Source organism: Amycolatopsis sp. lyj-109, from assembly GCF_046548995.1.
Taxonomy (GTDB): domain Bacteria; phylum Actinomycetota; class Actinomycetes; order Mycobacteriales; family Pseudonocardiaceae; genus Amycolatopsis.
The window spans coordinates 226,756-250,083 of the sequence record NZ_JAJPWR010000007.1 but is presented as its reverse complement, the minus strand read 5'-3'; the positions used below and the strand labels follow the sequence as shown (position 1 = coordinate 250,083).

Genomic DNA, 23,328 nt, shown 5'->3' with positions numbered 1-23,328 from the left:
TCCAATCACGCGTGATGCCCTCCCAATCACGCGTGATGCCCGCTCAATCACGCGAGATCCGCCGCTGATCACGCGAGTTCCGGGTTCAAGTAGGCTCGTCCGGTGGTTGAACTGCTGGGACCTGCCGAAATCCGCGGGCTGGCGGCCGAACTCGACGTGCGGCCGACCAAGAAGCTCGGGCAGAACTTCGTGCACGATCCCAACACCGTCCGCCGGATCGTCGAACTCGCCGGGATCACCCCGGACGACGTCGTCCTCGAGGTCGGGCCCGGGCTCGGGTCGCTGACGCTCGGGCTGCTCGGCACCGGGGCGCCGGTCGTCGCCGTCGAGATCGACCCCAAGCTCGCCGAGCGGCTGCCGAAGACCGTCGCCGAGCGGGGCCCCGAAGCCGCGGAACGGCTGACCGTCGTCGGGGCCGATGCCCTGCGCGTCACCCGCGAGGAACTCGGCGAGCCGACCGCTCTCGTCGCCAACCTGCCCTACAACGTCGCCGTGCCCGTCGTGCTGCACCTGCTGGCCGAGGTGCCTTCGCTCAAGAAGGGCCTCGTGATGGTGCAGACCGAGGTCGCCGACCGGATGGCCGCCGGCCCCGGCAGCCGGATCTACGGCGTGCCCAGCGTCAAGCTCGCCTGGTACGGAAGTGCACGCAAAGTCGCCGCGGTGCCACGCTCGGTGTTCTGGCCCGTGCCGAACGTCGATTCCGCGCTCGTCGCCTTCGAACGTGGCGACTCGACGGCGTCCGAAGACCGGGAGCTGCTCTTCGGCCTGGTGGACGCCGCCTTCTCACAACGCAGGAAGACGCTCCGGGCCGCGCTCGCGGGCTGGGCGGGCTCGGCCGAACGGGCCGGTGAGCTGCTCACGGCCGCCGGGATCGACCCGAGAACCCGTGGTGAGCAGTTGGACGTACACGCCTTCGCCCGGATCGCCGCCGCCCGTTAGGCACTCCACAGTGGAAGCGTGAAACACGCCCTCGCCGCTCATGATCCCGCGATCCGGACACCGCCACTCGTGTGATCTGGGCCAACGGGCTTGCTTTCGCTCCGTGGGATCGGTTTTACTCAGTACGTCCATCCCGAGCGACTGAGAGACCTGGCTCGCCGAAGTCGCAGCAACCACCCTCCACAGGGCAGGTGCTACCGCCAGGACCGATGGAGGCCGTTTTCGATGAAGAGGGTAGCTCGCCCCCTGCTCCTGACCAGGCGTCGCGTAGTCGACGAAGGCCGCCGCTCCGTGACCGCATGTCGACGCTCCAACTGAGCTAGTCCGACCCGGTCCACCTCTTCTTCATGCACCGTCCGAACAGGACGGAACTCGCTTGCGGCCGGGTGCTGCGCGCTGCGTGCACCCTGTTTTCTGGAGCCTTCGTGATCACCGTCGAAAACCTGTCCAAAACCTTTGCCACCAACGGAAACTCCGTCGTCGCGCTGCGGGACGTGAGCGTCGACGTCCAGGCCGGCTCGCTGTTCGGCGTGGTCGGTCCCGCCGGGTCCGGCAAGTCCGTCCTCGCCCGGTGCATCGCCCTGCAGGAGCGCCCCGACCGCGGCGTCGTCCGCCTCGACGGCCTCAACACCGGCACCCTCGACGGCCGCCGGCTCCGCGAGATCCGCCGCCAGCTCGGCGTCGTCTCGACGAAGCCGGAGCTGATCGCCGAGCGCACCATCGCCGGCAACATCGCCTCCCCGCTCGAGCAGCTCGGCGTCGACGGCCCGCAGCGCCGCAGCCGGGTCGGTTCGCTGCTCGACCTCGTCGGCCTGACCGCGCGTGCCGCGCAGCGTCCCGGCGAGCTGTCCGTCGGTCAGCTCCGCCGCGTCGCGGTCGCGAAGGCGCTGGCGGCGGCCCCGGCCGTGCTGCTGGCCGACGACCCGACCGCCGGCGTCGACCCGGAGGAGGCCGGCGCGGTGCTCGCCGTCCTCGACCGGGCGCGCTCCGAGCTGGGCGTCACCGTCGTCGTCACGACGCCGGACGCGGGTGTGGTCCGCCGGGTCTGCGACGACGTCGCGGTGCTGGAGGACGGCACGGTCGTCGAACGCGGCACGGTGCTCGACCTGATCTCGGACCCGGCCAGCCGCACCGCGCAGGCGCTGCTGCCGGCCATCGAGACCACCCGCGCGCAGGTGGCGCGCTACGACCGCGCGGCCGACGTCGTGCTGGTCGGCTTCGCGTCGGTGGGTGCGCTGCTGCCCGAGGCCGCCGGTCGCTTCGACGTCGAGTTCGCCACCATCGGCGGCGGCCTGACCCGCATCGGCGACACCCCGGTCGGCCGCTTCCGCCTCGGCGTCCGCGGCGAGCGGGCCGACGCGGCGCTGGCCTGGGTCGCCGAGCGCGGCGGCCACGTGACGCACACCGCCCGCGGCCCGCAGGGTGTCGCGGCTGCCTGACCGGCCCGACTTCGTGAAGGCCACCTTGAGGAAGTACAAGTTCCTCAAGGTGGCCTTCACGAAGTTACTGCCGGAAGTGTGAGCGGCGGGGGCCACGTAGGCTGGTCGGGTGCTCGCCGTAGTTCCGCCCCCAGTCACCGTCCGGGTCCCGGCCAAGGTCAACCTGCACCTGTCGGTCGACGACCTGCGCGAAGACGGTTACCACGAGCTGGTGACCGTGTTCCAGGCACTGTCGCTGACCGACGAGGTGACCGTCGCGGTCACCGAAGAGCCCGGCATCGAGGTCTACGGCGAGGGGGAGGGCACGGTCCCGACCGGCCCCGAGAACCTGGCCTGGAAGGCCGTCGAGGCCCTGGCCGCGCACGTCGGGCGCACCGAAGAGCCGAAGGTCCGGGTGGTGCTGCGCAAGGGCATCCCGGTCGCCGGCGGCATGGCGGGCGGCAGCGCCGACGCGGCCGCGACGCTCGTCGGGCTGGCGAGCCTCTGGAACCTCGACGTCACCCGCGACGAGCTGGCCGAGCTCGCCGCCGGACTGGGCAGCGACGTCCCGTTCGCCATCTACGGCGGCACCGCGCTGGGCACCGGCCGCGGCGAGCAGCTCGTCCCGGTGCTGTCGCGGCACACGTTCCACTGGGTGCTGGCCTTCGCCGACGAAGGGCTGTCGACGCCGAAGGTGTTCGGCGAACTGGACCGGCTGCGCGCGGCGGGCAACCCGCCCAGGATCGGCTCGCACACGCCGGTCGTCGAGGCGCTGGCCTCCGGCGATCCGCGCCAGCTGGCCCTGCTGCTGGGCAACGACCTCCAGGCGGCCGCGGTCTCGCTGCGGCCCGACCTGCGCCGCACGCTCCGGGCGGGCGTCAACGCGGGCGCGCTCGCGGGCACGGTGTCCGGTTCCGGCCCGACGTGCGCGTTCCTCTGCGAAGGCGCGCAGTCGGCGGTGGAGGTCGCGGCCGAGCTGTCGGGCGCCGGCGTGTGCCGGACGGTCCGGGTGGCCCACGGCCCGGTCCCCGGCGCCCGCGCCGTCGGCGGGGATGACGCACCCCGTCCGGCACCGCCGCGGGTGCACGCGTGAAGCACGCCGAGTTCGCGTTCCCCGGCCCGCTGCGCGACAAGCTCGTCGCGGCGATCCTGCGCGGGGAGAAGACGTCGACGACCGGCCTGGTCGCCGAATACGAGAAGTACGGCGAAGAACTGCCCGTCGTCGGCGAGCGTGAGCTGATGATCGACTCGGCCGGCAACGGGGTCGCTGTGCTCGAAACCACCGAGGTGCGCGTGCTTCCTCTGTCCGAAGTGGACTTGCAGCACGCGCTCGACGAGGGTGAGGGCGACACGAGCGTCGCCGAATGGCGCGCCGGCCACACGGAGTACTGGCAGAGCGCCGAAATGCGCGCCGCGCTCGAAGATCCGGAATTCACCGTGGACGACACGACCATGGTCGTGGCGTCCCGGTTCGTCATCGTAGAGAGGATCGGCTGAGCAGTGGCCAACCTGGTCAACCTGGAGTCGGTGAGCAAGTCCTACGGGGTGAAGCCACTGCTGGACGGCGTCTCCCTCGGCGTCGCGGCCGGACAGCGCATCGGCGTCGTCGGCCTCAACGGTGGCGGCAAGACCACCCTGCTGGAAGTCCTTTCCGGACTCGCCGAGCCGGATTCCGGGCGGGTGAGCCACGTCGGCGGCCTGCGGATGGCCGTGGTCACCCAGCGGACCGAGCTCCCGGACGGCAGTACCGTCGGCGAAGTCGTGCTCGAACGCTACGGCGCCGAGCACGAATGGGCCGCCGACGCGCGCGTCCGGTCCATAGTGGACGGCTTGGGGATCACCGCGATCGGGCTCGACACGCCCACCGCGAACCTCTCCGGCGGGGAGCGGCGCCGGGTCTCCCTGGCTGCCGCGCTGACCGGCGAGCTCGACCTCGTCGTGCTCGACGAGCCGACCAACCACCTGGACGTCGAAGGTGTCCAGTGGCTCGCCGACCACCTGCTGAACCGGCGGATCGCGGTCGTGGTCGTCACGCACGACCGGTGGTTCCTCGACACCGTCGCGACCCTGACGTGGGAGGTCGCGAACGGCCGCGTCGAGCAGTACGAAGGCGGCTACGCCGACTGGATCTTCGCGCGCGCCGAGCGCGCCCGGCTGGCCGCGACGGCCGAGGAGAAGCGCCAGAACCTGGCCCGCAAGGAGCTGGCGTGGCTGCGCCGCGGCCCGCAGGCCCGCTCGTCGAAGCCGCGCTACCGCATCGAGGCGGCCGAAGCGCTGATCGCCGACGTCCCGCCGCCGCGCGATTCCGTCGAGCTGCAGGCGTTCGCGAAGCGGCGGCTCGGCAAGACCGTGCTGGAACTGGAAGACACGACGTACACGGTGGGCGAGCGGACACTGCTCGACCACGTCACCTGGCGGGTCGGTCCCGGCGACCGGATCGGCCTCGTCGGTATCAACGGCTCGGGCAAGACGTCCCTGCTGAAGCTGCTCGGCGGCGACGTCGAGGGCTCGACCGGCCGCCGGATCGAGGGCAAGACGGTCGCGCTCGCGCACCTGCGCCAGGAGCTCGACGACCTGCCCGGCGACCTGCGCGTGCTGCAGGCGATCGAGCAGGTGGCCGGGCGGGTGGTGTTCGGCAAGCAGGAGATGACGGCGTCGCAGCTCGGCGAGAAGCTCGGCTTCCCGCAGGCGCGCCAGTGGACCCCGGTCGGCGACCTCTCCGGCGGCGAGCGGCGGCGCCTGCAGCTGTGCCGGCTGCTGATGGCCGAGCCGAACGTGCTGCTCCTCGACGAGCCGACGAACGACCTGGACATCGACACCCTGCAGCAGCTGGAGGATCTCCTCGACGGCTGGCCGGGCACGATGGTCGTGGTGTCCCACGACCGCTACCTGGTGGAACGCGTCTGCGACACGATCGTCGCGCTGTTCGGCGACGGCCGCATCACCCACCTCCCGGGCGGCATCGAGGAGTACCTGAACCGCCGCGCCGTCGCCAAGGAACCGGCGGCCGCGGCAGCTCCGACGGCGGCCAAGACCGAGGCGAAGAAGTCGGCGGCGGACCTGCGCGCGGCGCAGAAGGACCTCGGCCGGCTGGAGCGCAAGCTCGACCAGCTGCACGCCAAGGAGAAGAAGCTCCACGCGTCGTTGCTGGAAGCCGCGACGGACCCGGCGAAGCTGATGGAGCTCAACGCCGAGCTGAAGGGCGTCCAGGGCGAGATCGGGGACGTCGAGGCCCGCTGGCTGGAGACCTCCGAGCTGCTGGAATGACCAGGGTGGTCGGCCCGGGCGAACCCTTCGGGCGCCCGGTGCGGCGGATCGCGGTGGCGGGCTCCGCGGGCTCGGGCAAGTCGACCTTGGCGCAAGCCCTGTGCGAGCGGCTGGGCGTGCCGTACGTCTCGCTCGAATCCTTCTACCTCGGGCCCGGCTGGACCGTGCGGGAGACCTGGGAGGCCGAGGTGCTCGGCTTCCTGGATGGTGACGTCTGGGCGATCGAGTGGCAGGGCGAGCAGGTCCGGGAACGGATGACGGCGCGCGTGGACGTGCTGGTGTGGCTCGACCACCCGCGCGCGCTGGCGATGGCCCGGGTCGTCAAACGCACCCTGCAACGCCGCTTCGGCCGCGGTTCGGAGATCGCGGCGGGGAACGTCGAAGGTCCGTTGCGTGGCGTCTTCACCGACCGGGAACACATCGTCCGGGTCGCGTGGCGGTACCACCCGATCATGCGGGCGCGGGTCCGCAAGGTGATCGACGAGAACCGCCACCCCGGCCTCGTCGTCGTGCGGCTGCGGGGGCAACGGCAAGTGGACCGCTGGCTCCGCGGGCCGGTTTCCGCTTTGCGCGGCGGACGTTGACACCGAGACAGTAATGTTCCCGCTATGAGCAGGTTCGTGGACACGCTCGTCGCCACCGCGACGAAGCGGGGGCAGCAGCGCGGCATGGTGACCGGGGAGCCGAAGGAGCCGGTCCGGCGGACCTGGGCCGAGGTGCACGCCGAGGCGCGGCGGATCGCCGGTGGTCTCGTCGCCGGGGGGTTCGAGCGCGGAGGTGCCGTTGCGGTGCTGGCCGCCGCGCCGGTGCTGATCGCGCCGACCGTGCAGGCCGTGTGGCTGGCCGGTGGCAGCGTCACCATGCTGCACCAGCCGACCCCGCGCACCGATCTCGCCGAGTGGGCCGAGGACACCGTGCGGATCCTGGGGATGATCGGTTCGGACCAGGACGCTTTGGGGGGTCCAGGGGGGCTTGCCCCCCGGCCGGGGCCCGGGGCCAGGCCCCGGAATGTCACAGTGCTGCTGGGCGAACCCTTCGACCAGCTGGCGCCGGTGCTGGCCGAGAAGGGCATCGGGTTCCAGCTCATCACCGAGCTCACCGCGGCCGAGCCGCTGGCCGACGTCGTCCCCACCGACGAGGGCGACACCGCGCTCCTGCAGCTCACCAGCGGTTCGACCGCCGACCCCAAGGCCGTGCGGATCACCTACGGGAACCTGTACTCCAACGTCAAGGCCATGGTCGAGCGCGCGGAGTTCGACTTCGACGTCGACGTGATGGTCTCCTGGCTGCCGACGTTCCACGACATGGGGATGGTCGGCTTCCTGACCGTGCCGATGACCTTCGGCGTCGAGCTGGTCAAGATCACGCCGGTCGAGTTCCTCTCGGGGCCGCTGATCTGGCCGGAGCTGATCACCAAGTACCACGGCACCACGACGGCGGCGCCGAACTTCGCCTACGCCATCGTCGGGCGCCGGATGGCCCGCGTCGACGAGGACGACGCCTACGACCTCTCGAAGCTGCGCATCGCGCTGAACGGCGCCGAGCCCGTCGACGAGGCCGCCGTGCAGACCTTTGTGGACGCCGGCGCCCGGTTCAAGATGCCGGCGGAGTGCGTCTTCCCCGCCTACGGCATGGCGGAAGCGACGCTCGCGGTGTCGTTCGCGCCGCTGTTCACCGGCCTCACCCTCGACGTCGTCGAAGCCGACGCGCTGGAGGCGGACAACCGCGCGGTGCCCGTCCCCGAAGGCGACCCGCGGCGGGGGACCGACAGCGTCCGGTCGTTCGCGCTGCTCGGCCGGCCCCTCGACGGGCTGGAGGCGGAGATCGTCAACGACGCGGGTTCGCCGCTGGGTGAGCGTCAGGTCGGCGAGATCCGGCTGCGCGGCGAGGCCGTGACGCCCGGCTACCTGACCATGGACGGCCCGGTCTCGACGCAGGACGATGCCGGGTGGCTGAACACCGGCGACCTCGGTTACCTGGTGGACGGCCAGATCGTCATCTGCGGCCGCCGCAAGGACGTCATCATCATGGGCGGCCGCAACCTGTACCCGACGGACATCGAGCGCGCGGCGACTTCGGTCGAGGGCGTGCGCGCGGGCAACGCGGTGGCCGTCCGGCTGGACGCGGGCAGCCGCCGCGAGCGGTTCGCGGTGGTCGTGGAGTCGAAGCTGGCGGGTGACGCCGAAGCCGAGAAGAGCCTGATGAAGCAGGTGTCGGCGCGAGTCCGCGACGCCGTCGACATGCGGCCGTACGCGGTGGTGGTGCTCCCGGCGGGCAGCCTGCCGAAGACGCCGTCGGGCAAGGTCAAGCGCGCGGCGACGGCGCAGCAGTTCGCGGACCGGATCAAGAAGAACGCCGACGCCTAACGGGCACTTTCACGTGAAAGTGCCGCCTCCAGGGTGGGGCACTTTCACGTGAAAGTGCCCGCTTCAGCGCTGCTGGACGCGGACTGCGCGGAGTGTTGGCGGGGTGGCGCGCTCGGCGGTGGCCTCCGAAGAACTGCGGGCGCCCGGGAGGTCCGGGGCGTGGCCGGTGCGGGAAGCGAGCTGGTCTTCCACCGTGTCGAGGAATTCGTCGACTTCGCGCTCGTCGTAGCCGCGCTTGCCGATCAGCGGCTTCGCGAACATCGCGTGGTGCACTTCGGCGGCGGTCAGGTCGTCCTCGTCGGCGAGCGTCTTGGCGATCCGCCGGACGAACGCGTCGACCTCGTGCTTGGCGTATCCACGGCGGCCGATCGGGGCGTTACCGAAGGTGACCTCGGCGAGGTCTTCGGCGGTGAACGACATGGAACTCTCCGATTCCGGGGGTGGGCGGGTGCGAAACTCCCGTACACCGTCCTAACCCGTGGACAGGCTCCCCGGAAGGGGCTGCTCCCAACCTCACCCCGACGGGCAGCCTCGCGCCCGCCTTCGGGTGAGTGTGTGCTACCGAGCGCTGTGTGGCCGGATTCACACCGTGAGAAGCGCCGTCAGCGCCCGAACCACTTCCGCGGGCCCTCCGGCCGCCGCGGCTCATCGACCTCCGTCGGCGGAGGCGGAGGCGGAGGAGGAGGCGGGGTCCGCATCGCCACCAGCGCCGCTTCGGCCTCGTCGAGGAACAGGTCGACCTGGGCCTGGTCGTAGCTGCGCATGCCGACCGGCATGATCGTGAACTCGACGTAGTGGATGTCGTCCGCCGTCAGGATGTTCCGCCCGGCCAGCGCCTCCGCGATGAGGTCGAGGAACGCGTCCACTTCGTCTTCGTCGTAGCCGCGACGGCCGAACCGGGGTTTGCCGAACGCGATCGACCGGACTTCGTCGGGGGTCATGGCTTCACCTCGCCACCCATGTCAGCCCGCGTGGAAGGAGTTCTGCGCGGCCGCGAGGCCGGTGGCGATCAGCGCTTCGGTCGCGTCCGCGCACCGGTCCACCTCCAACGCGAGTTCCTTGCGCTCAACCGTCGAAAAATCCTTCAGCACGAAGTCTGCCGGGTCCTGACGGCCGGGCGGCCGGCCGATGCCGAACCGCACCCGGTAGTAGTCGCGGGTGCCCAGCGACTTCGTGATCGAACGGAGACCGTTGTGGCCGTTGTCGCCGCCGCCGAGCTTGAGCTTCAGCGCGCCGAAGTCGACGTCGAGCTCGTCGTGCACCACGACGAGGCCGGACGGTTCGACCTTGTAGAACCGCGCCGCGCCGACCACCGGGCCGCCGGAGAGGTTCATGTACGAACGCGGCTTCACCAGCACCACGCGGCGCCCCGCCAGCCGGCCTTCCAGGACCTCGCCGCCGGTCTTGTGCGTCTTGAACTTGCCGCCCACGCGGGCGGCGAGCTCGTCCAGCACCATGAACCCGACGTTGTGCCGGTTTCCGGCGTACTGGGGTCCGGGATTGCCAAGGCCGGCGAGCAGGATCAGCTCGCCGGCCCCGGGCACATCTTCGGTCATGCGGTGATGCTATTCGGAGGCTTCGGCCGACTCGTCGCCCGCTTCGGCGTCGTCGTCGGACTCTTCACGCTGCGGCTCGTTGACGGCCACGACCAGCGACTCCGGGTCGGTGACCAGGGTCGCGCCCTGGGGCAGCTGGACCTGGCCGGCCAGCACCTGGGAGCCGATCTCGAGGCCCTCGATCGAGACCTCGAACTGCTCCGGGATGTGCAGCGCCTCGACCTCGACCTGCAGGGTGTCGACGTCCTGGTTGACCAGGCCGCCGGGGCCGGGGTTGCCGGTGACGACGACGGGGACGTCGACGACGATCTTCTCGCCGCGCTTCACGACCAGCAGGTCGACGTGCTCGATGTAGTTCTTCAGCGGGTGGACCACGATGGTCTTGGTCAGGGCCAGCTCGATCGAGCCCTCCAGGTCCAGCGTGATGACGGCGTTCGAGCCGTTCTCGCGCACGACGCGGGCGAATTCGATCGCCGGCAGCGCGAAGTGCCGCGGGTCCGACCCGTGGCCGTAGAGGACGGCGGGGATCTTGCCGGCGCGACGCGTGCGGCGCGCGGCGCCCTTGCCGAACTCGGTGCGCGGCTCGACGGACAGACGTACCTCGGACACGGTGTTGCACTCCTTCAAATCAAGACAGCATGCTGCGGCCGGGAGAAGCCGTTATGTTCTGTTCAAGGAAGTTTCGGCGGCGAGTTTCCGGGCGTGCACGACGACGGGGGCTACTCGAGCCGCCGCGTCGATCACGCCGGGCACCCCAGAAGGGCCCCGCCTCGCCGAGACAACCTCAAGAGTGTAAACCAACCTCATCACGGTGGGTTGCGGCGGGTGCCCGGCCCACGCTAGAACCCTCCTGGAACCCCGGTACGTGACGACACAAATCCGGTGGCGATTCGACGCCGGCCGAGGTGTGCTCGGTAGCGGGAGAGCAGGGGGCGGGAAAATGCGCGCTCGGTGGAGCAAGGTGGCGGCGGTGCTGCTGCTGGGTGGACTGCTGGCGGGCTGCCAGGTGGCAGTGGCCGGCACCGCCGGTGTCTCCGCGGCGGATCAGGCGACGGCCGACCGTCGCGCGGAGCAGCGCGTCGCGGTCGATGCGGCCCTCACGGCGCTGGGTCAGGCGCCCGCGATCGCGCTGAAGTCCACGGTCAAGGGCGCGGAGCAGCAGTTCCGGATCACCCGCGGTGGCTACGCGGCCGGCGCGCTGCCGCTGGAAGGCCGGTTCGTCCAGGTGACGGTCGCCGCCGGCCAGTTCTACCTGCAGGCCGACGCCGACTACTGGAAGGCGCACGCCATCGACGAGGGCACGCAGTTCGGCACGAGCTGGGTGCGCTCGCTCGGCTCCGAACTGCCCTTCGACCCGGCGGCCCGGTTCTCGCCGCCGGCGCTCGCCGAAGGCCTGCGCAAGGCGCTGGCCGGGCTCGACCGGATGAGCGAGCCGGTCAAGGCGAAGCTGCCGGACGGCACCGAGGTCTACCAGCTCGGCGCCGCGCCGAGCGTCCTGCGCGTCACGACGGCCAAGCCGAACCGCGTGGTCAGCTTCGCCCCGACGCTGCTCGACCCCCAGAACGGGCCGAAGTACGGCACCGAGTTCCAGGTCGCCGCGCTCACCGGCGACGCGGTCAAGACGTTCCACACCGACCTCGACGCCGCCGTCGGCGGGCTGGGGCAGCCGTTCGAGGGGCTGGTGCAGGCCAGCGCCGTCGTCACCAACGACCACCTCGACTGCAAGGACTTCGTCGGCTCCTGCACGACGACGGTCGACGTCTCCAACAGCGTCGTCGGCACGCCGGCGTCGGGGGAGAAGAGCGTCGTCCACATCACCCTCTCGGTGGAGGTCAGCGCCGAGTCGCTCGGGGCGCAGACGTGCACGACGGCCGGGGACGCGGAGCCGTACAAGACGATCCAGCTGTCCTGCGCGGTGAAGTTCAAGCTGCCCAACCGCACGGCCAGCTACCAGGTGCTCTCCAAGCCGAACGCGACGGCGGAGGTCCGTGCGGGCCTCGACGTCAACGCGGTCAAGCAGAAGGTCGCCGCGGAGTTCGCCGGCCTGGGCGGCTGACCTGGACACCTACCCCCAGGTGTGTTGCTTCCGTTGAAGTAGGTGATCTTCCGTTCCTAGCATCGGCCGTGAACGGCCGACTACGAACGAGGAGATCGCATGGCCAAGCTGGTGGTTTTCGGGGCGACGGGGTACGCCGGAGGCAGGATCGGCGCCGAGGCGCTGCGGCGCGGGCACGACGTCGTCGGGGTCGCGCGCAACGCGGGTTCGGTCCCCGAGGGCGTCGATGCGCACGAGGGTTCGCTGCACGACGAGGAGTTCGTCGCGCAGGTCGCGAAGGGTGCGGACGTCATCGTGGTCGCCACCCCGGCCCGCGAGATCGACGGCAAGAAGCTGATCGACGCCGTGCCGGCCCTGGCGCGGATCGCTCGGGAGAACGAAGTCCGGCTGTCGTTCGTCGGTGGTGCGGCGAGCCTGCACGTGGCCGAGGGCGGCCCGCGGCTGTTCGACACCCCGGAGTTCCCGGCCGAGTACAAGGACGAGGCCGGCAACCACGCCGAGGTCCTCGGCCTGCTGCGCGAGCAGCCCGAGAGCCTCGACTGGTTCTACGTCAGCCCCGCCGCCGAGTTCGGCTCGTGGACTCCCGGCGAGCGCAAGGGCGAGTTCCGGATCGGCGGCGACGTCCTGGTGACCGACGAGAACGGCAAGTCGCACATCGGCGGCGACGACTTCGCGATCGCCTACGTCGACGAGATCGAGCAGCCGAAGCACCGCCGCGCGCGCTTCACCGTCGCCTACTGAAGTCTGCCGCAGCTTGTCGTGAGTGGTAACTAGGGTTCTAACCCTAATTACCACTCACGACGGGTGCGGCAGGGCTGGGACTCAGGCGTTGCCGTCGAAGAGCGACGTCACCGAGCCGTCCTCGAAGACCTGCTGGATGGCCTCCGCCAGCATCGGGGCGATCGACAGGACCGTCAGCCCGGGGAACCGCTTCTCCTCCGGGATCGGCAGCGAGTTCGTCACGATGACCTCGCGCGCCTTGCACTGCGAGAGCCGCTCGGTCGCCGGGTCGGACAGGATGCCGTGGGTCGTCGCGATGACGACGTCGGCCGCGCCCTCGTCGATCAGGGCCTCGGTCGCCTTCACGATCGTGCCGCCGGTGTCGATCATGTCGTCGATCAGGACACAGAGCTTGCCCTCGACCTTGCCGACCACGCGGTTGGCCACGGCCTGGTTCGGCTTGTCCGGGTCGCGCGTCTTGTGGATGAACGCTATCGGGCGGTCGCCCAGCGTCTGCGCCCACTTCTCGGCCAGCCGCACGCGGCCCGAGTCCGGCGAGACGACCGTGATGTCCGCGTCGCCGTAGGTCTTCTTGATGTGGTCGGCCAGCACGGTCTGCGCCATCAGGTGGTCGACCGGGCCGTCGAAGAAGCCCTGGATCTGCGCGGTGTGCAGGTCGACCGTCATGATCCGGTCGGCACCCGCGGTCTTGAACAGGTCCGCGATCAGCCGGGCCGAGATCGGCTCGCGGCCCTTGTGCTTCTTGTCCTGGCGCGCGTACGGGTAGAACGGCATCACCACGGTGATCCGCTTCGCGCTCGCCCGCTTGAGCGCGTCCACCATGATCAGCTGTTCCATCACGAACTCGTTGATCGGCGTGGTGTGCGCCTGGATGACGAAGGCGTCGGTCCCGCGGACGGACTCCTCGAACCGGACGAACAACTCCCCGTTGGCGAACGTGTGCGCCGTCTGCGGGGTGATCGTGACGTTGAGGTGCTGGGCCACCTCTTCGGCGAGCTCCTGGTGCGCGCGTCCGGAGAAGAGCATCAGGTTCTTCTTCGGCGTCCCTTGCTTCGGACTCATGCTGGCGACTCCCCGTCGGTTCCTGCTGCTGAATCGGTGTCGAGAGCGGCCTGGGCCGCCTCCGCCGCGGGCGTACCCGGCCGGCGCCGGATCGCCCAGCCTTCGATGTTGCGCTGGGGCGGCGCCGACACCGCGAGTGTGCCCGGCGGGACGTCTTCGCGGATCACGGCACCCGCACCACTGTAAGCGCCGTCACCGATGTGCACCGGGGCGACGAAGGTGTTGTCCGCGCCCAACCGGACATACGATCCGATAACGGTCCGGTGCTTGTTCACCCCGTCGTAGTTCACGAACACGCTGGAGCAACCGATGTTGCTGTGCTCACCGATCGTGGCGTCACCCACGTAGGTCAGGTGGGGCACCTTTGTGCCGGCGCCGATGTCGGCGGCCTTCGTCTCGACGAACGCGCCCAGCTTCGCCTTGACGCCCAGCTTCGTGCCCGGCCGCAGGTAGGTGAACGGGCCGACGTTGACGCCGTCGCCGAGCTCCGAGTCCGAGCCGTGCACGCGGACCACCGAGGCGCCCGCACCGATCGTGACGTTCGTCAACGTGCTGTCCGGGCCGACCGTGCTGCCCTCGCCGACCGAAGTCGTGCCCTTGAGCTGCACGCCGGGCTCGATGACGACGTCCCGGGACAGGGTCACGCCGGCGTCGATCCAGGTCGTGCCCGGGTCGACGATCGTGACACCCTCGCGCTGCCAGCGCTGCACGATCCGGCGGTTGAGCTCGGCGCCGAGCACCGACAGCTGCACGCGGTCGTTGACCCCTTCGGTCAGCCACGGATCGTCGACGATCAGCGCGCCGACGTGCAGCCCGTCGCCGTTCGCGATGCCCAGCACGTCGGTGAGGTAGAGCTCGCCCTGCGCGTTGTCGGTCGAGAGGCGCGAAAGGCCGTCGCGCAGCACCGCCGCGTCGAAGGCGTAGACACCCGAGTTGATCTCGTCGATCTCGGCCTGCTGCGGGGTGGCGTCCTTGTGCTCGACGATCCCGGTGACCTTGCCGGCCGCGTCGCGCACGATCCGGCCGTAGCCGGTCGGGTCGGCGACCACCGAGGTGAGCACGGTGACCGCGTTCTTCGCCTCGGTGTGCTCGTCGAGCAGCGCGCCCAGGGTCGCGGTGTCCAGCAGGGGGACGTCGCCGTAGCTGACGAGCACGGTGCCGGTGACGTCGGCGGGCAGGGTGGCGAGCGCGCAGGACACGGCGTGGCCGGTGCCCTTCTGCTCGGCCTGCACCGCGGTGCCCACGGTGCGCCCGAGCGCGGCCCCGACCTGCGTGAGGTGCTCGCCGACCAGTTCGCGGCCGTGTCCGACGACCACCACGAGGTGTTCGGGGTTCAGGCCGGCGGCGGCCCGGACGGCGTGCTCGACCAGGGGTCGCCCGGCGATCGGGTGCAGCACCTTCGGCGTCGAGGAACGCATGCGGGTGCCTTCACCCGCGGCCAGGATCAACGTGCTCAGCGGGCCGGTCAACGGCGCTCCCAACGATGGCTCCGGTCGGCACTTTCACGTGAAAGTGACCCGGAGGCACCCTCCAGGTCACTTTCACGTGAAAGTGGCGCTTTGGTCGGGCGCCAATCCTAACTGTGGTCGTCGGCGTCCCACGCGGGGTCGGTGGGAGGGGCCTCGCCGGCCCATGCTGCGGCGGGGTCGGCGGCCATCGAGTTCGCCGACGCCACCTGGTTGCCGCCGCCGCGTTTGGCCTGGTACATGGCCGCGTCCGCGCGGGCGAGGACCTGTTCGCCGCGTTCCTGCGGCCGCAATGACACCAGCCCGATCGACAGCGTGACGCCGTGCGAAAGGTGGTGCGGCAGGTTGGAGACCGACTTCACGGCGCGGCCGAGCGCCATCTTCGCCGCGGACGCCGGTGTGCCCGGGAGCAGGACGATGAACTCGTCGCCGCCGTAGCGCGCCACCAGGTCGTCGCCGCGCAGGGCGTCACGAAGCGTGCTCGCGACGACACGCAGCACGTTGTCGCCTTCGGCGTGCGACTGCTTGTCGTTGACGCCCTTGAAGCCGTCGAGGTCGACCAGCGCGACCGCGAGCGGTTGCGCGTCGGCCGACGACGCGAGCTGACGCAGCTTCTCGTCCAGCGCGCGCCGGTTGGGCAGGCCGGTGAGCGGGTCCTGCAGCGCCTGCTGGGTGATCGCGCCGTGCTCGGCGGACAGCCGTTCGTGCTCGCGGCGGGCGTTCAGCGTGGCGATCTGCGACTCGCGCAGGCTCCACATCTCCGACTCCAGGCGCCGCGCGTAGTCGATCAGCGACTCGCCGGCCCCGGAGTCCGGGCTCGTGTCGAGCCGGGCCAGTTCGCGGGCGATGTTCAGCCGCATCGACGGCTGCGAGGTGTCGTCCGAGATCGACTGGCGGGTCTCACGCAGGACCGAGAGGGCCTCCTCGCGGCGCCCCTCCTTGTCCAGGCAGCGCGCCAGCGCGATCGCGACGATCTCCCGGTCGTGGCCGAACGCGCGCTCGGTGTAGAGGTGCTGCAGCCGCTCGACGTGCTCGGCGCCCGGCTGGTTCAGCGCCGGCGCCGCGGCCAGGACGCCGACCTGGTCGATCGCGGCGACGTTCGCCTTGCGCGGGAACAGCGACTCGGCGAACGGGCCTTCGGCGGCCGCACCCATCGACGCCGCGGTGCGGAACTTCTCGGCGCTCTCGTCGTACTCGTCGATGCGCTCCAGCCGCAGGCCCCAGCCGAGCAGCATCTTGATGCGGTTGATCAGCTGCAGGGCGATGTCGTGCGGGCTCGCGCTCTCGCGGATCGCCGTGGCGGCCCGGGCGATCGCTTCCTCGGCTGCCTCGTAGACGCCGAGCTGGTTGAGCACGAGCCAGCAGTCGATCAGCGTCGAGGAGAGCAGCCGGTTCCAGTTGCGCAGGCCGACCTGGCGGTCCGGGATGGTGGAGTCGTCGAGGATGGCCAGCGCCCTGGCGATCTCGGTGAGCGCGGCGTCCTCCTGCGCGGCGATCACCAGCCGGCGCCCGCGCAGGGCGTGCGCGTCGGCCCGGAGCAGCGCGATGCCGTGCCGCCGGGTGTGCGCGAGCATCTCGTCGAGCCGGGGTTCGGCCTCCGCGGCCAGGCCTTTCGTGGCCAGCCGGGCGAGCGCCGACGACCGCAGCAGCTGGGCCACGAGCAGGGGCTCGCCGCGCCGCTGGGTCTCGTCGAGCAGCTCGTCCATCATCGCGACGATCTCGAGCTGCTGGGTGTACTCGTGCCGCTGGACCGCGGCGTTCAGCTCCCGCGCGCGCCCGACGATCCAGGCGTCGGACATTTCGGCCAGCGCGGGCCGCCTGGCCGTCACCGGGTCGGTCGCCTCGTCGGACAGCGCCAACCTCCCGGTGTCGTGGGTTTCCGGTTCCTTCTGCTCCGCCGCCAGGATTCGAACCTGAACTGTCAGAACCAAAATCTGAAGTGCTGCCGATTACACTACGGCGGATCGATCCTGGTCAGGATAGCGACGATCGGGTGTCGTCCGCGCGGGGGATGCATTATGCCCGCCTCCGCCGGGTACCCGGCTGCCGGACAGCAGTGTGAGTTCGGGCTCTCCCCAGCCGCCCGAACCTCCTGTACCGTAACTTACGGCATCGTAGGTTAGGGCGCCCTTGGTAGAAGGTGTGCCTGCGTAGGAAGAAGTGAAGCGTATGACGGCCACGCTCGACCGCTCCCAGTCCGCCGGGGAGCCGGAGGCTCCCAAGGGGCCCAAACCTGTCATCGACGGAACACGCGGAATCGGCGTGCAGCTGTCGGTCTACTTCGGCGTGATCGCGCCGCTCGTGGCCTTGCTGGTCGCGGTGCCGTTCGCGTGGGGCTGGGGCCTGAGCTGGGTCGATGTCGGCGTCTTCGTGCTGTTCTACGCGATCAGCGGGCTGGGCATCACGGTGTCGTACCACCGCTACTTCACGCACGGTTCGTTCAAGGCCAAGCAGTGGCTGCGCGTGTTCATGGCCATCGCGGGCAGCATCGCCCTGCAGGGCCCGGTGATCACCTGGGTCGCCGACCACCGCCGCCACCACGCGTTCTCCGACCGCGACGGCGACCCGCACTCGCCGTGGGCGTTCGGCACCTCGCCGTGGGCCATCGCCAAGGGCTTCTGGCACGCGCACATGGGCTGGCTGTTCGAACGCGACCAGACCAACGCCGAGCGCTTCGCACCGGACCTGGTGAAGGACCCGGCGATCAAGAAGGTCGACGACCTGTTCTGGCTGTGGGCGCTGCTCAGCCTGACACTGCCGGCGCTGCTCGGCGGGCTCATCTCGTGGTCGCTGTGGGGCGCGGTGACCGCGTTCTTCTGGGCCGGGCTGGTCCGCATCTGCGTGCTGCACCACGTCACCTGGTCGGTCAACTCGATCTGCCACATGATCGGCGAGCGCCCGTTCGCGGCCCGCGACAAGTCGGCGAACTTCTGGCCGCTGGCGATCTTCTCCTTCGGCGAGTCGTGGCACAACCTGCACCACGCCGACCCGACGTCCGCGCGGCACGGCGTCAAGCGCGGCCAGATCGACATCTCCGCGCGGCTGATCTGGATCTTCGAGAAGTTCGGCTGGGTGCACGACGTCCGCTGGCCGACGCCACAGCGTCTGGCCCGAATCACCACCGAAAAAGCCTAGTCAACTAGGCTGCTTCGATGGCGGGGAGACGACGTTCGAAGCGTGAGCAGCAGGTCACCGGGGCACGTCCGGCCGCCCCGGTGACCCGGGTCCGGATGACCGGAACCGAGCGGCGTCAGCAACTGCTGAACGTGGCCAGGGCGCTGTTCGCCGAGAAAGGCTTCGACGGCACGTCCATCGAGGAGATCGCCCACCGCGCCAACGTGTCGAAACCGGTGGTGTACGAACACTTCGGCGGCAAAGAGGGCATCTACGCGGTGGTCGTCGACCGCGAAACGCAGCTGCTGCTCGACCGGATGGTCTCGACCCTCCACGGCGGCCACCCGCGGGTGATGCTGGAGCAGGCGGCGACCGCGCTGCTGTCCTACGTCGAGGATTCCCACGACGGCTTCCGCATCCTGGTCCGCGACTCCCCGGTGGCGAGCTCGACGGGGACGTTTTCCACCGTGCTGAACGACATCGCGAGCCAGGTCGAGCACATCCTGGCCCAGCAGTTCGGATCGCTCGGCTACGACGAGAAGCTGGCCGCGCTGTACGCGCAGGCCCTGGTGGGCATGGTGGCGCTGACCGGCCAGTGGTGGCTGGACGCGCGCAAACCCAAGCGCGACGAGGTGGCGGCGCACCTGGTCAACCTGGCGTGGAACGGGTTGTCGCACCTGGAGCACAAGCCCAAGCTCCGGCTGGCTTAAATCGGCTCGACGGCCCTGCCACAGTGGTGGGTATGGCCGAGTTTCCGACCGCCGCCGACGTGCGGCTCATGCAGGGTCTGGCGCAGCGGATCACCGCCACCCGCCCCGATCTGGTGAACGCCGACGCGTCGTTCGGCGAGCTGGCGTGGAACTGGGGCCGGACCCGCGGCGGCGGTGAGAGCCGGCTGTGGTTTTCGGACGGCGAGCTCGTTGCGTGGGGCCAGGCCGAACTGCCGCGCAGAGTCAAGCGGAACGACGGTTCGGTCAAGGACATCACCGGCGCGTACCTGGCGTACCAGGTGCATCCCGGCCACGCGGAGCTCGTCGACGACGTGATCGGCTGGTACGACACGACGGCGGCCGGCCTCGAGCGCACCGTGCTGCCGGCGGCGGCGGACGAGTTCGCGCTGCGGCGGTGGGCCGCGCACGGCTACGAACCCGACGCACCCGACGCGTGGTCGCAGCTCAACGAGCGCGACCTCACGGACGTGGCCGAGCCGTCGCTGCCGGCCGGGTTCTCCTTCCGCACGGCCGCGGAGGTTCCGCCGGAGGCCGTGGTCCAGGCCCATGTGGACGCGTGGACGCCGACGTCGTACACAGCTTCGTCGTACGAGGGCCTGCGGCAGGCGCCGGGCTATCGCGGCGATTTGCACGTCCTGGTGGAGGCCCCGGACGGCACGATGGCGTGCTCGGCGATCATGTGGCTCGACGAGGTGAACGAGACGGTCGAGTTCGAGCCGGTCGGCACGCACCCGGGCTACCGCCGCCAGGGTCTGGCGCACGCGGTGCTGCTGCACGGGATGCGCCTGGCCGTCGCGGCGGGCGCCCGGCACGCGACGGTCGCCTGCATGGGCGAGCCGGCACCGGCGCGGGAGTTGTACTACCGCGCGGGGTTCCGGGCGTTTTCGCGGGACGCGCCGCTCATCGCAGCCGCCCGGCCTCGCGAAGGTGATCGAAGATGAGCCGGTCCACCGCGGACACCCGGTCGCGGTCGGCGTAGCCGAGCCAGCGGATCTCCTCGATCTCGCTGCTCGCGTTGAGGGTGCCGCGGTAGCCGGCGGTGTAGCAGGTCATCCGCACCAGCGTGCCTGCGGCGTGGCCGTCCGCCTGAGCTTCGAACGTTCCCGCCGCGGCGATCGACTCCGGTGTGATCGCCACGTCGAGTTCCTCGCGGATCTCCCGGACCAGCGTGTCGCGGTCCGTTTCGCCGGGCTCGCGCTTGCCGCCAGGAAGGTAGTAGACGTCTTTGCCGCGCGAGCGCGTGCTGAGGATCCGGCCCTCCAGCAGGTGGATCCAGGCGATCTTGTCGATCATCGCGGTCCTCTTTCGTCGTCACCGGCGTTCGTCCGGTTGCGCAGCACCCGCGCCACGGCGCCCGGCGATAACCGGTCGCGCTCGAGACGGGCGATCCCGGCCCGTGCCCGCGCGGAAAAGCCGGGGATCGGCTTGGCCGGGCGGTGCGGGGTGCCGGCGCGCGGCCTAGTACTACAGGGCTAGATCGCCTTCCTGGCGGGAAAAAGCCTGGTCGCGCAGCCCGGGTCCTTCCTCGCAGCTGACGCACTGAGGGGCCTTTCGGGGTTCGTGCCGACCGGAGCGGCCAACTCGGCGGCCGGAGCGGCCAACTCGGCGGCCGGAACGGCCAACACGTTGGAGAACCCGGGCGAGTTGGCCGTTGCGGGTGTCGTGTTGGCCGCTCGGGCGATCCGCTCGCCACCGAACGGCCTCAGCCCGGCCGTAGGCAACTGTCCCTGTAGTACTAGGCGGCATCGCCCTTTCTCCTGATCTGCACACCGCTCATGATCGCAGCCGGCCGTCGTTGTGCAGGTGGTCGAAGATGAGCTGGGCCACCAGGGAAACCCGCGGCCGGTCCGCGTAGCCGAGCCAGGCGATCTCTTCGATCTCCGCGCAGGCCCGCGGCGTCCCTTCGTACTCCGCCGAGTAGGCCGTCGTGCGGACGACCGTGCCCTCCGCGTGGCCGTGGGCCTGGCCCTCGAACGTGCCGGCCGGGGTGATCGAGCCGCTGTCGATCGCCACCCCGAGTTCCTCGCGGATCTCCCGGACCAGCGTCTCGGCGTCGGTCTCGCCCGGCTCGCGCTTGCCGCCCGGCAGGTAGAACTTGTCCTTGCCGCGCGAGCGAGCCGCCAGGATGCGGCCGTCCGACACGTGGATCCAGGCGATCTTGTCGATCACGCCGGTGCCACCAGCGCCGCCAGCGCTTCATCGGTCGTCACGACCGTGCCCAGGCGCGGGAAGATCTTCGTGACGGCGTTTTCGTGCGAGATGGCGGAAAGCGCTGTCATCGCGTCCGACACCGCGACCGTGTCGTAGCCGTGGTCCGAGGCCGCGCGCAGGGTCGACTCCACACCGAATTCCGTGGCGATGCCGCTGAAAACGACCGTACGGACGCCCGCGCCGCGCAGGAACTCGTCGAGGTCCGTGCCCGCGAAGCCGCCGATCGTGTACTTCGTGACGATCTTGTCGTCGCCGGCTTCGAAGACCAGCTCGTTGCCCGGCGGGTTGTCCGGGCGGGACACCTTCACGATCACCACCGGCGCTCCGGCGCTGCGGAACGCCTCCCGCAGCCGCAGTGCGTTCGCGACGACTTCTTCGCCGCTGTACGGCGTGGTGGGCAGCGCCACGACCCGTTCCTGCAGGTCGATCAGCACAAGCGCGGACGTGGCCGGGTCGATCTTGCTCATCCCCCGATCCTAGGCGCTAGGGTCGGGTTCATGGCGAACAACAGGGAAATCGTGGTGACGGGCGGCGGCACGGGCATCGGCTACGCCGTGGCGGCGGCCTTCGCGCAGGCCGGCGAGCGCGTCACGATCACCGGGCGCCGGGAGAAGGTGCTCACCGAAGCCGCGACGCTCGCCGGCGCGCGGCCCGTCGTGTTCGACGCCGCCGACCCCGCGGCCGTCGAAGCCGCACTGGACGAGTTGCCGGATCGCGTCGACGTCCTCGTCAACAACGCCGGCGGCAACACGGATTTCCTCGACGGCGGAAGCGAAGCGGACCTGGCCGGCTTCGCGGCGGCGTTCGAGCGGAACCTGCGGTCCAATGTGGTCAGTGCCGCGCTGGTGACGCACGCGCTGCGCGACAGGCTCGCCGAGGGCGCGCGGATCGTCACCATCGGCTCGATCGCCGCGCACACCGGAGCCGGGTCCTACGGTGCCGCGAAGGCGGCTGTCGAAGCCTGGAACGCGAGCGTGGCCCGGGAGTTCGGGCCGCGCGGGATCACCGCGAACGTCGTCGCGCCGGGCCTGATCGGGGACACCGAGTTCTTCCACGGGCAGCTGAGCGACCAGCGTCGCGACTGGCTCATCGGCAACACGATGAACAAGCGCCCGGGAACGCCGGACGACGTCGTCGCCGTGGTGACGTTCTTGGCGAGCCCTGCCGCCGGGCACGTGACCGGGCAGGTCGTGCACGTCAACGGCGGGGCTTACCTGGGCAAATAGGCCCGGCACATCGGCCATTCGGCCGAGGTGAGCGCTTTCCGGGGCGCGGTTGTCCACCGGATGGCCAAAACTGACCGGCCCATCGGGCGATACCCGCAGATCACCTCCGCAATAGCTTCGGATTCCTCAAGATCCGGCGGAGGTGGACTGTTGCTCGAGCGACTGAACAACGTGAAGGTGCTCGCGGGGATCGCCGTGGTCATCGTGATCGGCGGCCTGCTCATCGCGATCGCCGTCAACAGCGACTCCGGAAGCGACAGCTGGCACGCCCAGTGCGGTTCGCCGCCGGCCGAGCCGGCGGGCAAGCAGGCGAGCGTCGTCGCGGAAGCCAGGAAGGCGTTGCTGAGCACGGGGAACGAGCCGCAGCTCGGGATCGAGATCGTCGACCTGGGAGCCTGCGTCGTGGAAACGCGGTGGAAAGCCGACCAGCCGCAGCCCGCCGCGTCCGTGGTGAAGCTGCTCATCGCCCTCGACCTGATCGACCGTTCCGGAGTGCCTTCCGGCGATGAAGCGACGGCCGTCCACAGCATGCTCGCCGCCAGCGACGATCGCGTCGCCAGCCGCCTGTGGCAGGAGAACGGCGGGCCGGACATCATCCGGCGCCAGGTCAGGGAGCTCGGGCTCACGCACACCACGCCCCCGGCCGACCCCGGCAAGTGGGGCTCCACCCGGATGTCACCCACCGACGTCGTCACGATCTACCGGTACATCACCGCCCGGCTGTCCGAAGAAGAACGCGGGTTCGTCACCGGAGCGATGGAGAACGCCCCGCGCACCGCCGTCGACGGGTTCGACCAGCACTTCGGGATCCCGCGCGGGTTCCCGGGCGCGGCCTGGGCGGTGAAGCAGGGGTGGGGCAGCTCCGATTCCCGGCGGGTGCTCAACACCACCGGGCTGGTCCGGACCGCGGCCGGTACCTACGCCGTCGCGGTGATGGCGTCCTGGAGCGACACCATCGACTGGCCCGCCGCGACCACGGCCGTGACCACCGCCGTCGGGGCGCTGAAGGGTTCGCTCAAGGCCGGCAAGGCCTGAGGCCGGAATGGATGCCGGTCCCCGGGTCGCCAGGTCGGCGATGGCGCCCGGGGACCGGCGCGATGCTGCCGCGGGAACGCTTTCTTCGGACCGCGTCCAACACGCGTCGGGGGCGGGCGAAAGCTTTGGTGCTCACCATG

24 protein-coding genes, 1 tRNA gene and 1 riboswitch are annotated in these 23,328 nt (G+C 70.5%); of the genes, 14 read left to right on the top strand and 11 right to left on the bottom strand.

Translation table 11 applies throughout. The annotated features are described in order from the left end of the window. Positions 1 to 102: 102 nt before the first annotated feature. The 7 genes from rsmA to ACLJQF_RS18035 all read left to right on the top strand — a co-directional run bounded on the left by rsmA (position 103) and on the right by ACLJQF_RS18035 (position 7,990). The gene (gene rsmA / locus ACLJQF_RS18065; RefSeq protein ID WP_410610061.1) at positions 103 to 939 is read left to right on the top strand and encodes a 16S rRNA (adenine(1518)-N(6)/adenine(1519)-N(6))-dimethyltransferase RsmA; all 837 of its coding nucleotides are present in this window, start codon (positions 103 to 105) and stop codon (positions 937 to 939) included. 125 nt (positions 940 to 1,064) lie between these two features. Then, positions 1,065 to 1,155, top strand: a riboswitch (SAM riboswitch). A gap of 209 nt (positions 1,156 to 1,364) precedes the next feature. Next, on the top strand, positions 1,365 to 2,378 hold the full coding sequence (locus tag ACLJQF_RS18060; RefSeq protein ID WP_410610060.1) for a methionine ABC transporter ATP-binding protein: 1,014 nt from the start codon (positions 1,365 to 1,367) through the stop codon (positions 2,376 to 2,378). A 109-nt stretch (positions 2,379 to 2,487) separates the two neighbouring features. After that, the gene (locus ACLJQF_RS18055; RefSeq protein ID WP_410610059.1) at positions 2,488 to 3,450 is read left to right on the top strand and encodes a 4-(cytidine 5'-diphospho)-2-C-methyl-D-erythritol kinase; all 963 of its coding nucleotides are present in this window, start codon (positions 2,488 to 2,490) and stop codon (positions 3,448 to 3,450) included. Continuing rightward, positions 3,447 to 3,854 (top strand): ASCH domain-containing protein, encoded by a 408-nt coding sequence (locus tag ACLJQF_RS18050; protein WP_410610058.1) that lies wholly within the window; start codon positions 3,447 to 3,449, stop codon positions 3,852 to 3,854. Before ACLJQF_RS18055 ends, ACLJQF_RS18050 begins: the two co-directional genes overlap by 4 nt. Before the next feature lie 3 nt (positions 3,855 to 3,857). Continuing rightward, positions 3,858 to 5,624 (top strand): ATP-binding cassette domain-containing protein, encoded by a 1,767-nt coding sequence (locus tag ACLJQF_RS18045; RefSeq protein WP_410610057.1) that lies wholly within the window; start codon positions 3,858 to 3,860, stop codon positions 5,622 to 5,624. Next, positions 5,621 to 6,208, top strand: coding sequence for an adenylate kinase (locus ACLJQF_RS18040; RefSeq protein WP_410610056.1), 588 nt, complete (start codon positions 5,621 to 5,623; stop codon positions 6,206 to 6,208). Before ACLJQF_RS18045 ends, ACLJQF_RS18040 begins: the two co-directional genes overlap by 4 nt. A gap of 24 nt (positions 6,209 to 6,232) precedes the next feature. After that, on the top strand, positions 6,233 to 7,990 hold the full coding sequence (locus ACLJQF_RS18035; RefSeq protein ID WP_410610055.1) for a fatty acyl-AMP ligase: 1,758 nt from the start codon (positions 6,233 to 6,235) through the stop codon (positions 7,988 to 7,990). 63 nt (positions 7,991 to 8,053) lie between these two features. On the opposite strand, the gene ACLJQF_RS18030 is transcribed toward ACLJQF_RS18035, so the two are convergent. The 4 genes from ACLJQF_RS18030 to ACLJQF_RS18015 form a co-directional block, all read right to left on the bottom strand. Further along, complete coding sequence (locus ACLJQF_RS18030) at positions 8,054 to 8,410, bottom strand: DivIVA domain-containing protein (protein WP_410610054.1); 357 nt, start codon at positions 8,408 to 8,410, stop codon at positions 8,054 to 8,056. A gap of 182 nt (positions 8,411 to 8,592) precedes the next feature. Then, entirely contained in the window at positions 8,593 to 8,931 is a 339-nt protein-coding gene (locus ACLJQF_RS18025; RefSeq protein ID WP_410610052.1) for a DivIVA domain-containing protein, read from the bottom strand. A gap of 21 nt (positions 8,932 to 8,952) precedes the next feature. After that, positions 8,953 to 9,546 carry an aminoacyl-tRNA hydrolase gene (gene pth / locus ACLJQF_RS18020; RefSeq protein WP_410610050.1) on the bottom strand — a complete coding sequence of 198 codons (594 nt, stop codon included), beginning with the start codon at positions 9,544 to 9,546 and terminating at the stop codon, positions 8,953 to 8,955. Positions 9,547 to 9,555: 9 nt separating this feature from the next. Then, complete coding sequence (locus tag ACLJQF_RS18015; protein WP_410610049.1) at positions 9,556 to 10,155, bottom strand: 50S ribosomal protein L25/general stress protein Ctc; 600 nt, start codon at positions 10,153 to 10,155, stop codon at positions 9,556 to 9,558. 352 nt (positions 10,156 to 10,507) lie between these two features. Here ACLJQF_RS18015 and ACLJQF_RS18010 point away from each other — a divergent pair, with 352 nt between their 5' ends. Both ACLJQF_RS18010 and ACLJQF_RS18005 read left to right on the top strand, forming a co-directional pair. Next, positions 10,508 to 11,602 carry a hypothetical protein gene (locus ACLJQF_RS18010; protein ID WP_410610346.1) on the top strand — a complete coding sequence of 365 codons (1,095 nt, stop codon included), beginning with the start codon at positions 10,508 to 10,510 and terminating at the stop codon, positions 11,600 to 11,602. Positions 11,603 to 11,701: 99 nt separating this feature from the next. Continuing rightward, a complete protein-coding gene (locus ACLJQF_RS18005; RefSeq protein WP_410610047.1) occupies positions 11,702 to 12,343 on the top strand; it encodes an NAD(P)-dependent oxidoreductase in 642 nt (213 codons plus the stop codon). A gap of 81 nt (positions 12,344 to 12,424) precedes the next feature. On the opposite strand, the gene ACLJQF_RS18000 is transcribed toward ACLJQF_RS18005, so the two are convergent. The 4 genes from ACLJQF_RS18000 to ACLJQF_RS17985 all read right to left on the bottom strand — a co-directional run bounded on the left by ACLJQF_RS18000 (position 12,425) and on the right by ACLJQF_RS17985 (position 16,835). After that, complete coding sequence (locus ACLJQF_RS18000; protein WP_410610045.1) at positions 12,425 to 13,405, bottom strand: ribose-phosphate diphosphokinase; 981 nt, start codon at positions 13,403 to 13,405, stop codon at positions 12,425 to 12,427. Then, on the bottom strand, positions 13,402 to 14,874 hold the full coding sequence (glmU, locus tag ACLJQF_RS17995) for a bifunctional UDP-N-acetylglucosamine diphosphorylase/glucosamine-1-phosphate N-acetyltransferase GlmU (RefSeq protein WP_410610043.1): 1,473 nt from the start codon (positions 14,872 to 14,874) through the stop codon (positions 13,402 to 13,404). Before glmU ends, ACLJQF_RS18000 begins: the two co-directional genes overlap by 4 nt. 107 nt (positions 14,875 to 14,981) lie before the next feature. Then, positions 14,982 to 16,670: a diguanylate cyclase domain-containing protein gene (locus tag ACLJQF_RS17990; RefSeq protein ID WP_410610344.1), complete on the bottom strand. Its 1,689-nt coding sequence runs from the start codon at positions 16,668 to 16,670 to the stop codon at positions 14,982 to 14,984. Between the two features lie 93 nt (positions 16,671 to 16,763). Next, a tRNA-Gln gene (locus tag ACLJQF_RS17985) sits at positions 16,764 to 16,835 on the bottom strand. A 205-nt stretch (positions 16,836 to 17,040) separates the two neighbouring features. Between ACLJQF_RS17985 and ACLJQF_RS17980 the strand changes: the two genes are divergently transcribed. From ACLJQF_RS17980 to ACLJQF_RS17970, 3 genes are all read left to right on the top strand, one after another. Beyond that, positions 17,041 to 18,006, top strand: coding sequence for an acyl-CoA desaturase (locus tag ACLJQF_RS17980; protein ID WP_410610041.1), 966 nt, complete (start codon positions 17,041 to 17,043; stop codon positions 18,004 to 18,006). 95 nt (positions 18,007 to 18,101) lie between these two features. Further along, a complete protein-coding gene (locus tag ACLJQF_RS17975; RefSeq protein WP_308675190.1) occupies positions 18,102 to 18,695 on the top strand; it encodes a TetR/AcrR family transcriptional regulator in 594 nt (197 codons plus the stop codon). A gap of 32 nt (positions 18,696 to 18,727) precedes the next feature. After that, complete coding sequence (locus ACLJQF_RS17970; RefSeq protein ID WP_410610039.1) at positions 18,728 to 19,657, top strand: GNAT family N-acetyltransferase; 930 nt, start codon at positions 18,728 to 18,730, stop codon at positions 19,655 to 19,657. On the opposite strand, the gene ACLJQF_RS17965 is transcribed toward ACLJQF_RS17970, so the two are convergent. The 3 genes from ACLJQF_RS17965 to ACLJQF_RS17955 all read right to left on the bottom strand — a co-directional run bounded on the left by ACLJQF_RS17965 (position 19,617) and on the right by ACLJQF_RS17955 (position 21,394). After that, positions 19,617 to 20,009 (bottom strand): NUDIX hydrolase, encoded by a 393-nt coding sequence (locus tag ACLJQF_RS17965; protein WP_410610037.1) that lies wholly within the window; start codon positions 20,007 to 20,009, stop codon positions 19,617 to 19,619. The two genes, ACLJQF_RS17970 and ACLJQF_RS17965, sit on opposite strands and share 41 nt — an antisense overlap. 480 nt (positions 20,010 to 20,489) lie before the next feature. Beyond that, a complete protein-coding gene (locus ACLJQF_RS17960) occupies positions 20,490 to 20,885 on the bottom strand; it encodes an NUDIX hydrolase (protein WP_410610036.1) in 396 nt (131 codons plus the stop codon). Then, the gene (locus ACLJQF_RS17955; RefSeq protein WP_410610034.1) at positions 20,882 to 21,394 is read right to left on the bottom strand and encodes an isochorismatase family protein; all 513 of its coding nucleotides are present in this window, start codon (positions 21,392 to 21,394) and stop codon (positions 20,882 to 20,884) included. Before ACLJQF_RS17955 ends, ACLJQF_RS17960 begins: the two co-directional genes overlap by 4 nt. Positions 21,395 to 21,424: 30 nt before the next feature. On the opposite strand from ACLJQF_RS17955, the gene ACLJQF_RS17950 reads away from it, so the two are divergent. Both ACLJQF_RS17950 and ACLJQF_RS17945 read left to right on the top strand, forming a co-directional pair. Continuing rightward, a complete protein-coding gene (locus ACLJQF_RS17950; protein WP_410610033.1) occupies positions 21,425 to 22,153 on the top strand; it encodes an SDR family NAD(P)-dependent oxidoreductase in 729 nt (242 codons plus the stop codon). Between the two features lie 150 nt (positions 22,154 to 22,303). After that, positions 22,304 to 23,188 (top strand): serine hydrolase, encoded by an 885-nt coding sequence (locus tag ACLJQF_RS17945; RefSeq protein WP_410610032.1) that lies wholly within the window; start codon positions 22,304 to 22,306, stop codon positions 23,186 to 23,188. The last annotated feature ends 140 nt before the right edge of the window (positions 23,189 to 23,328 follow it).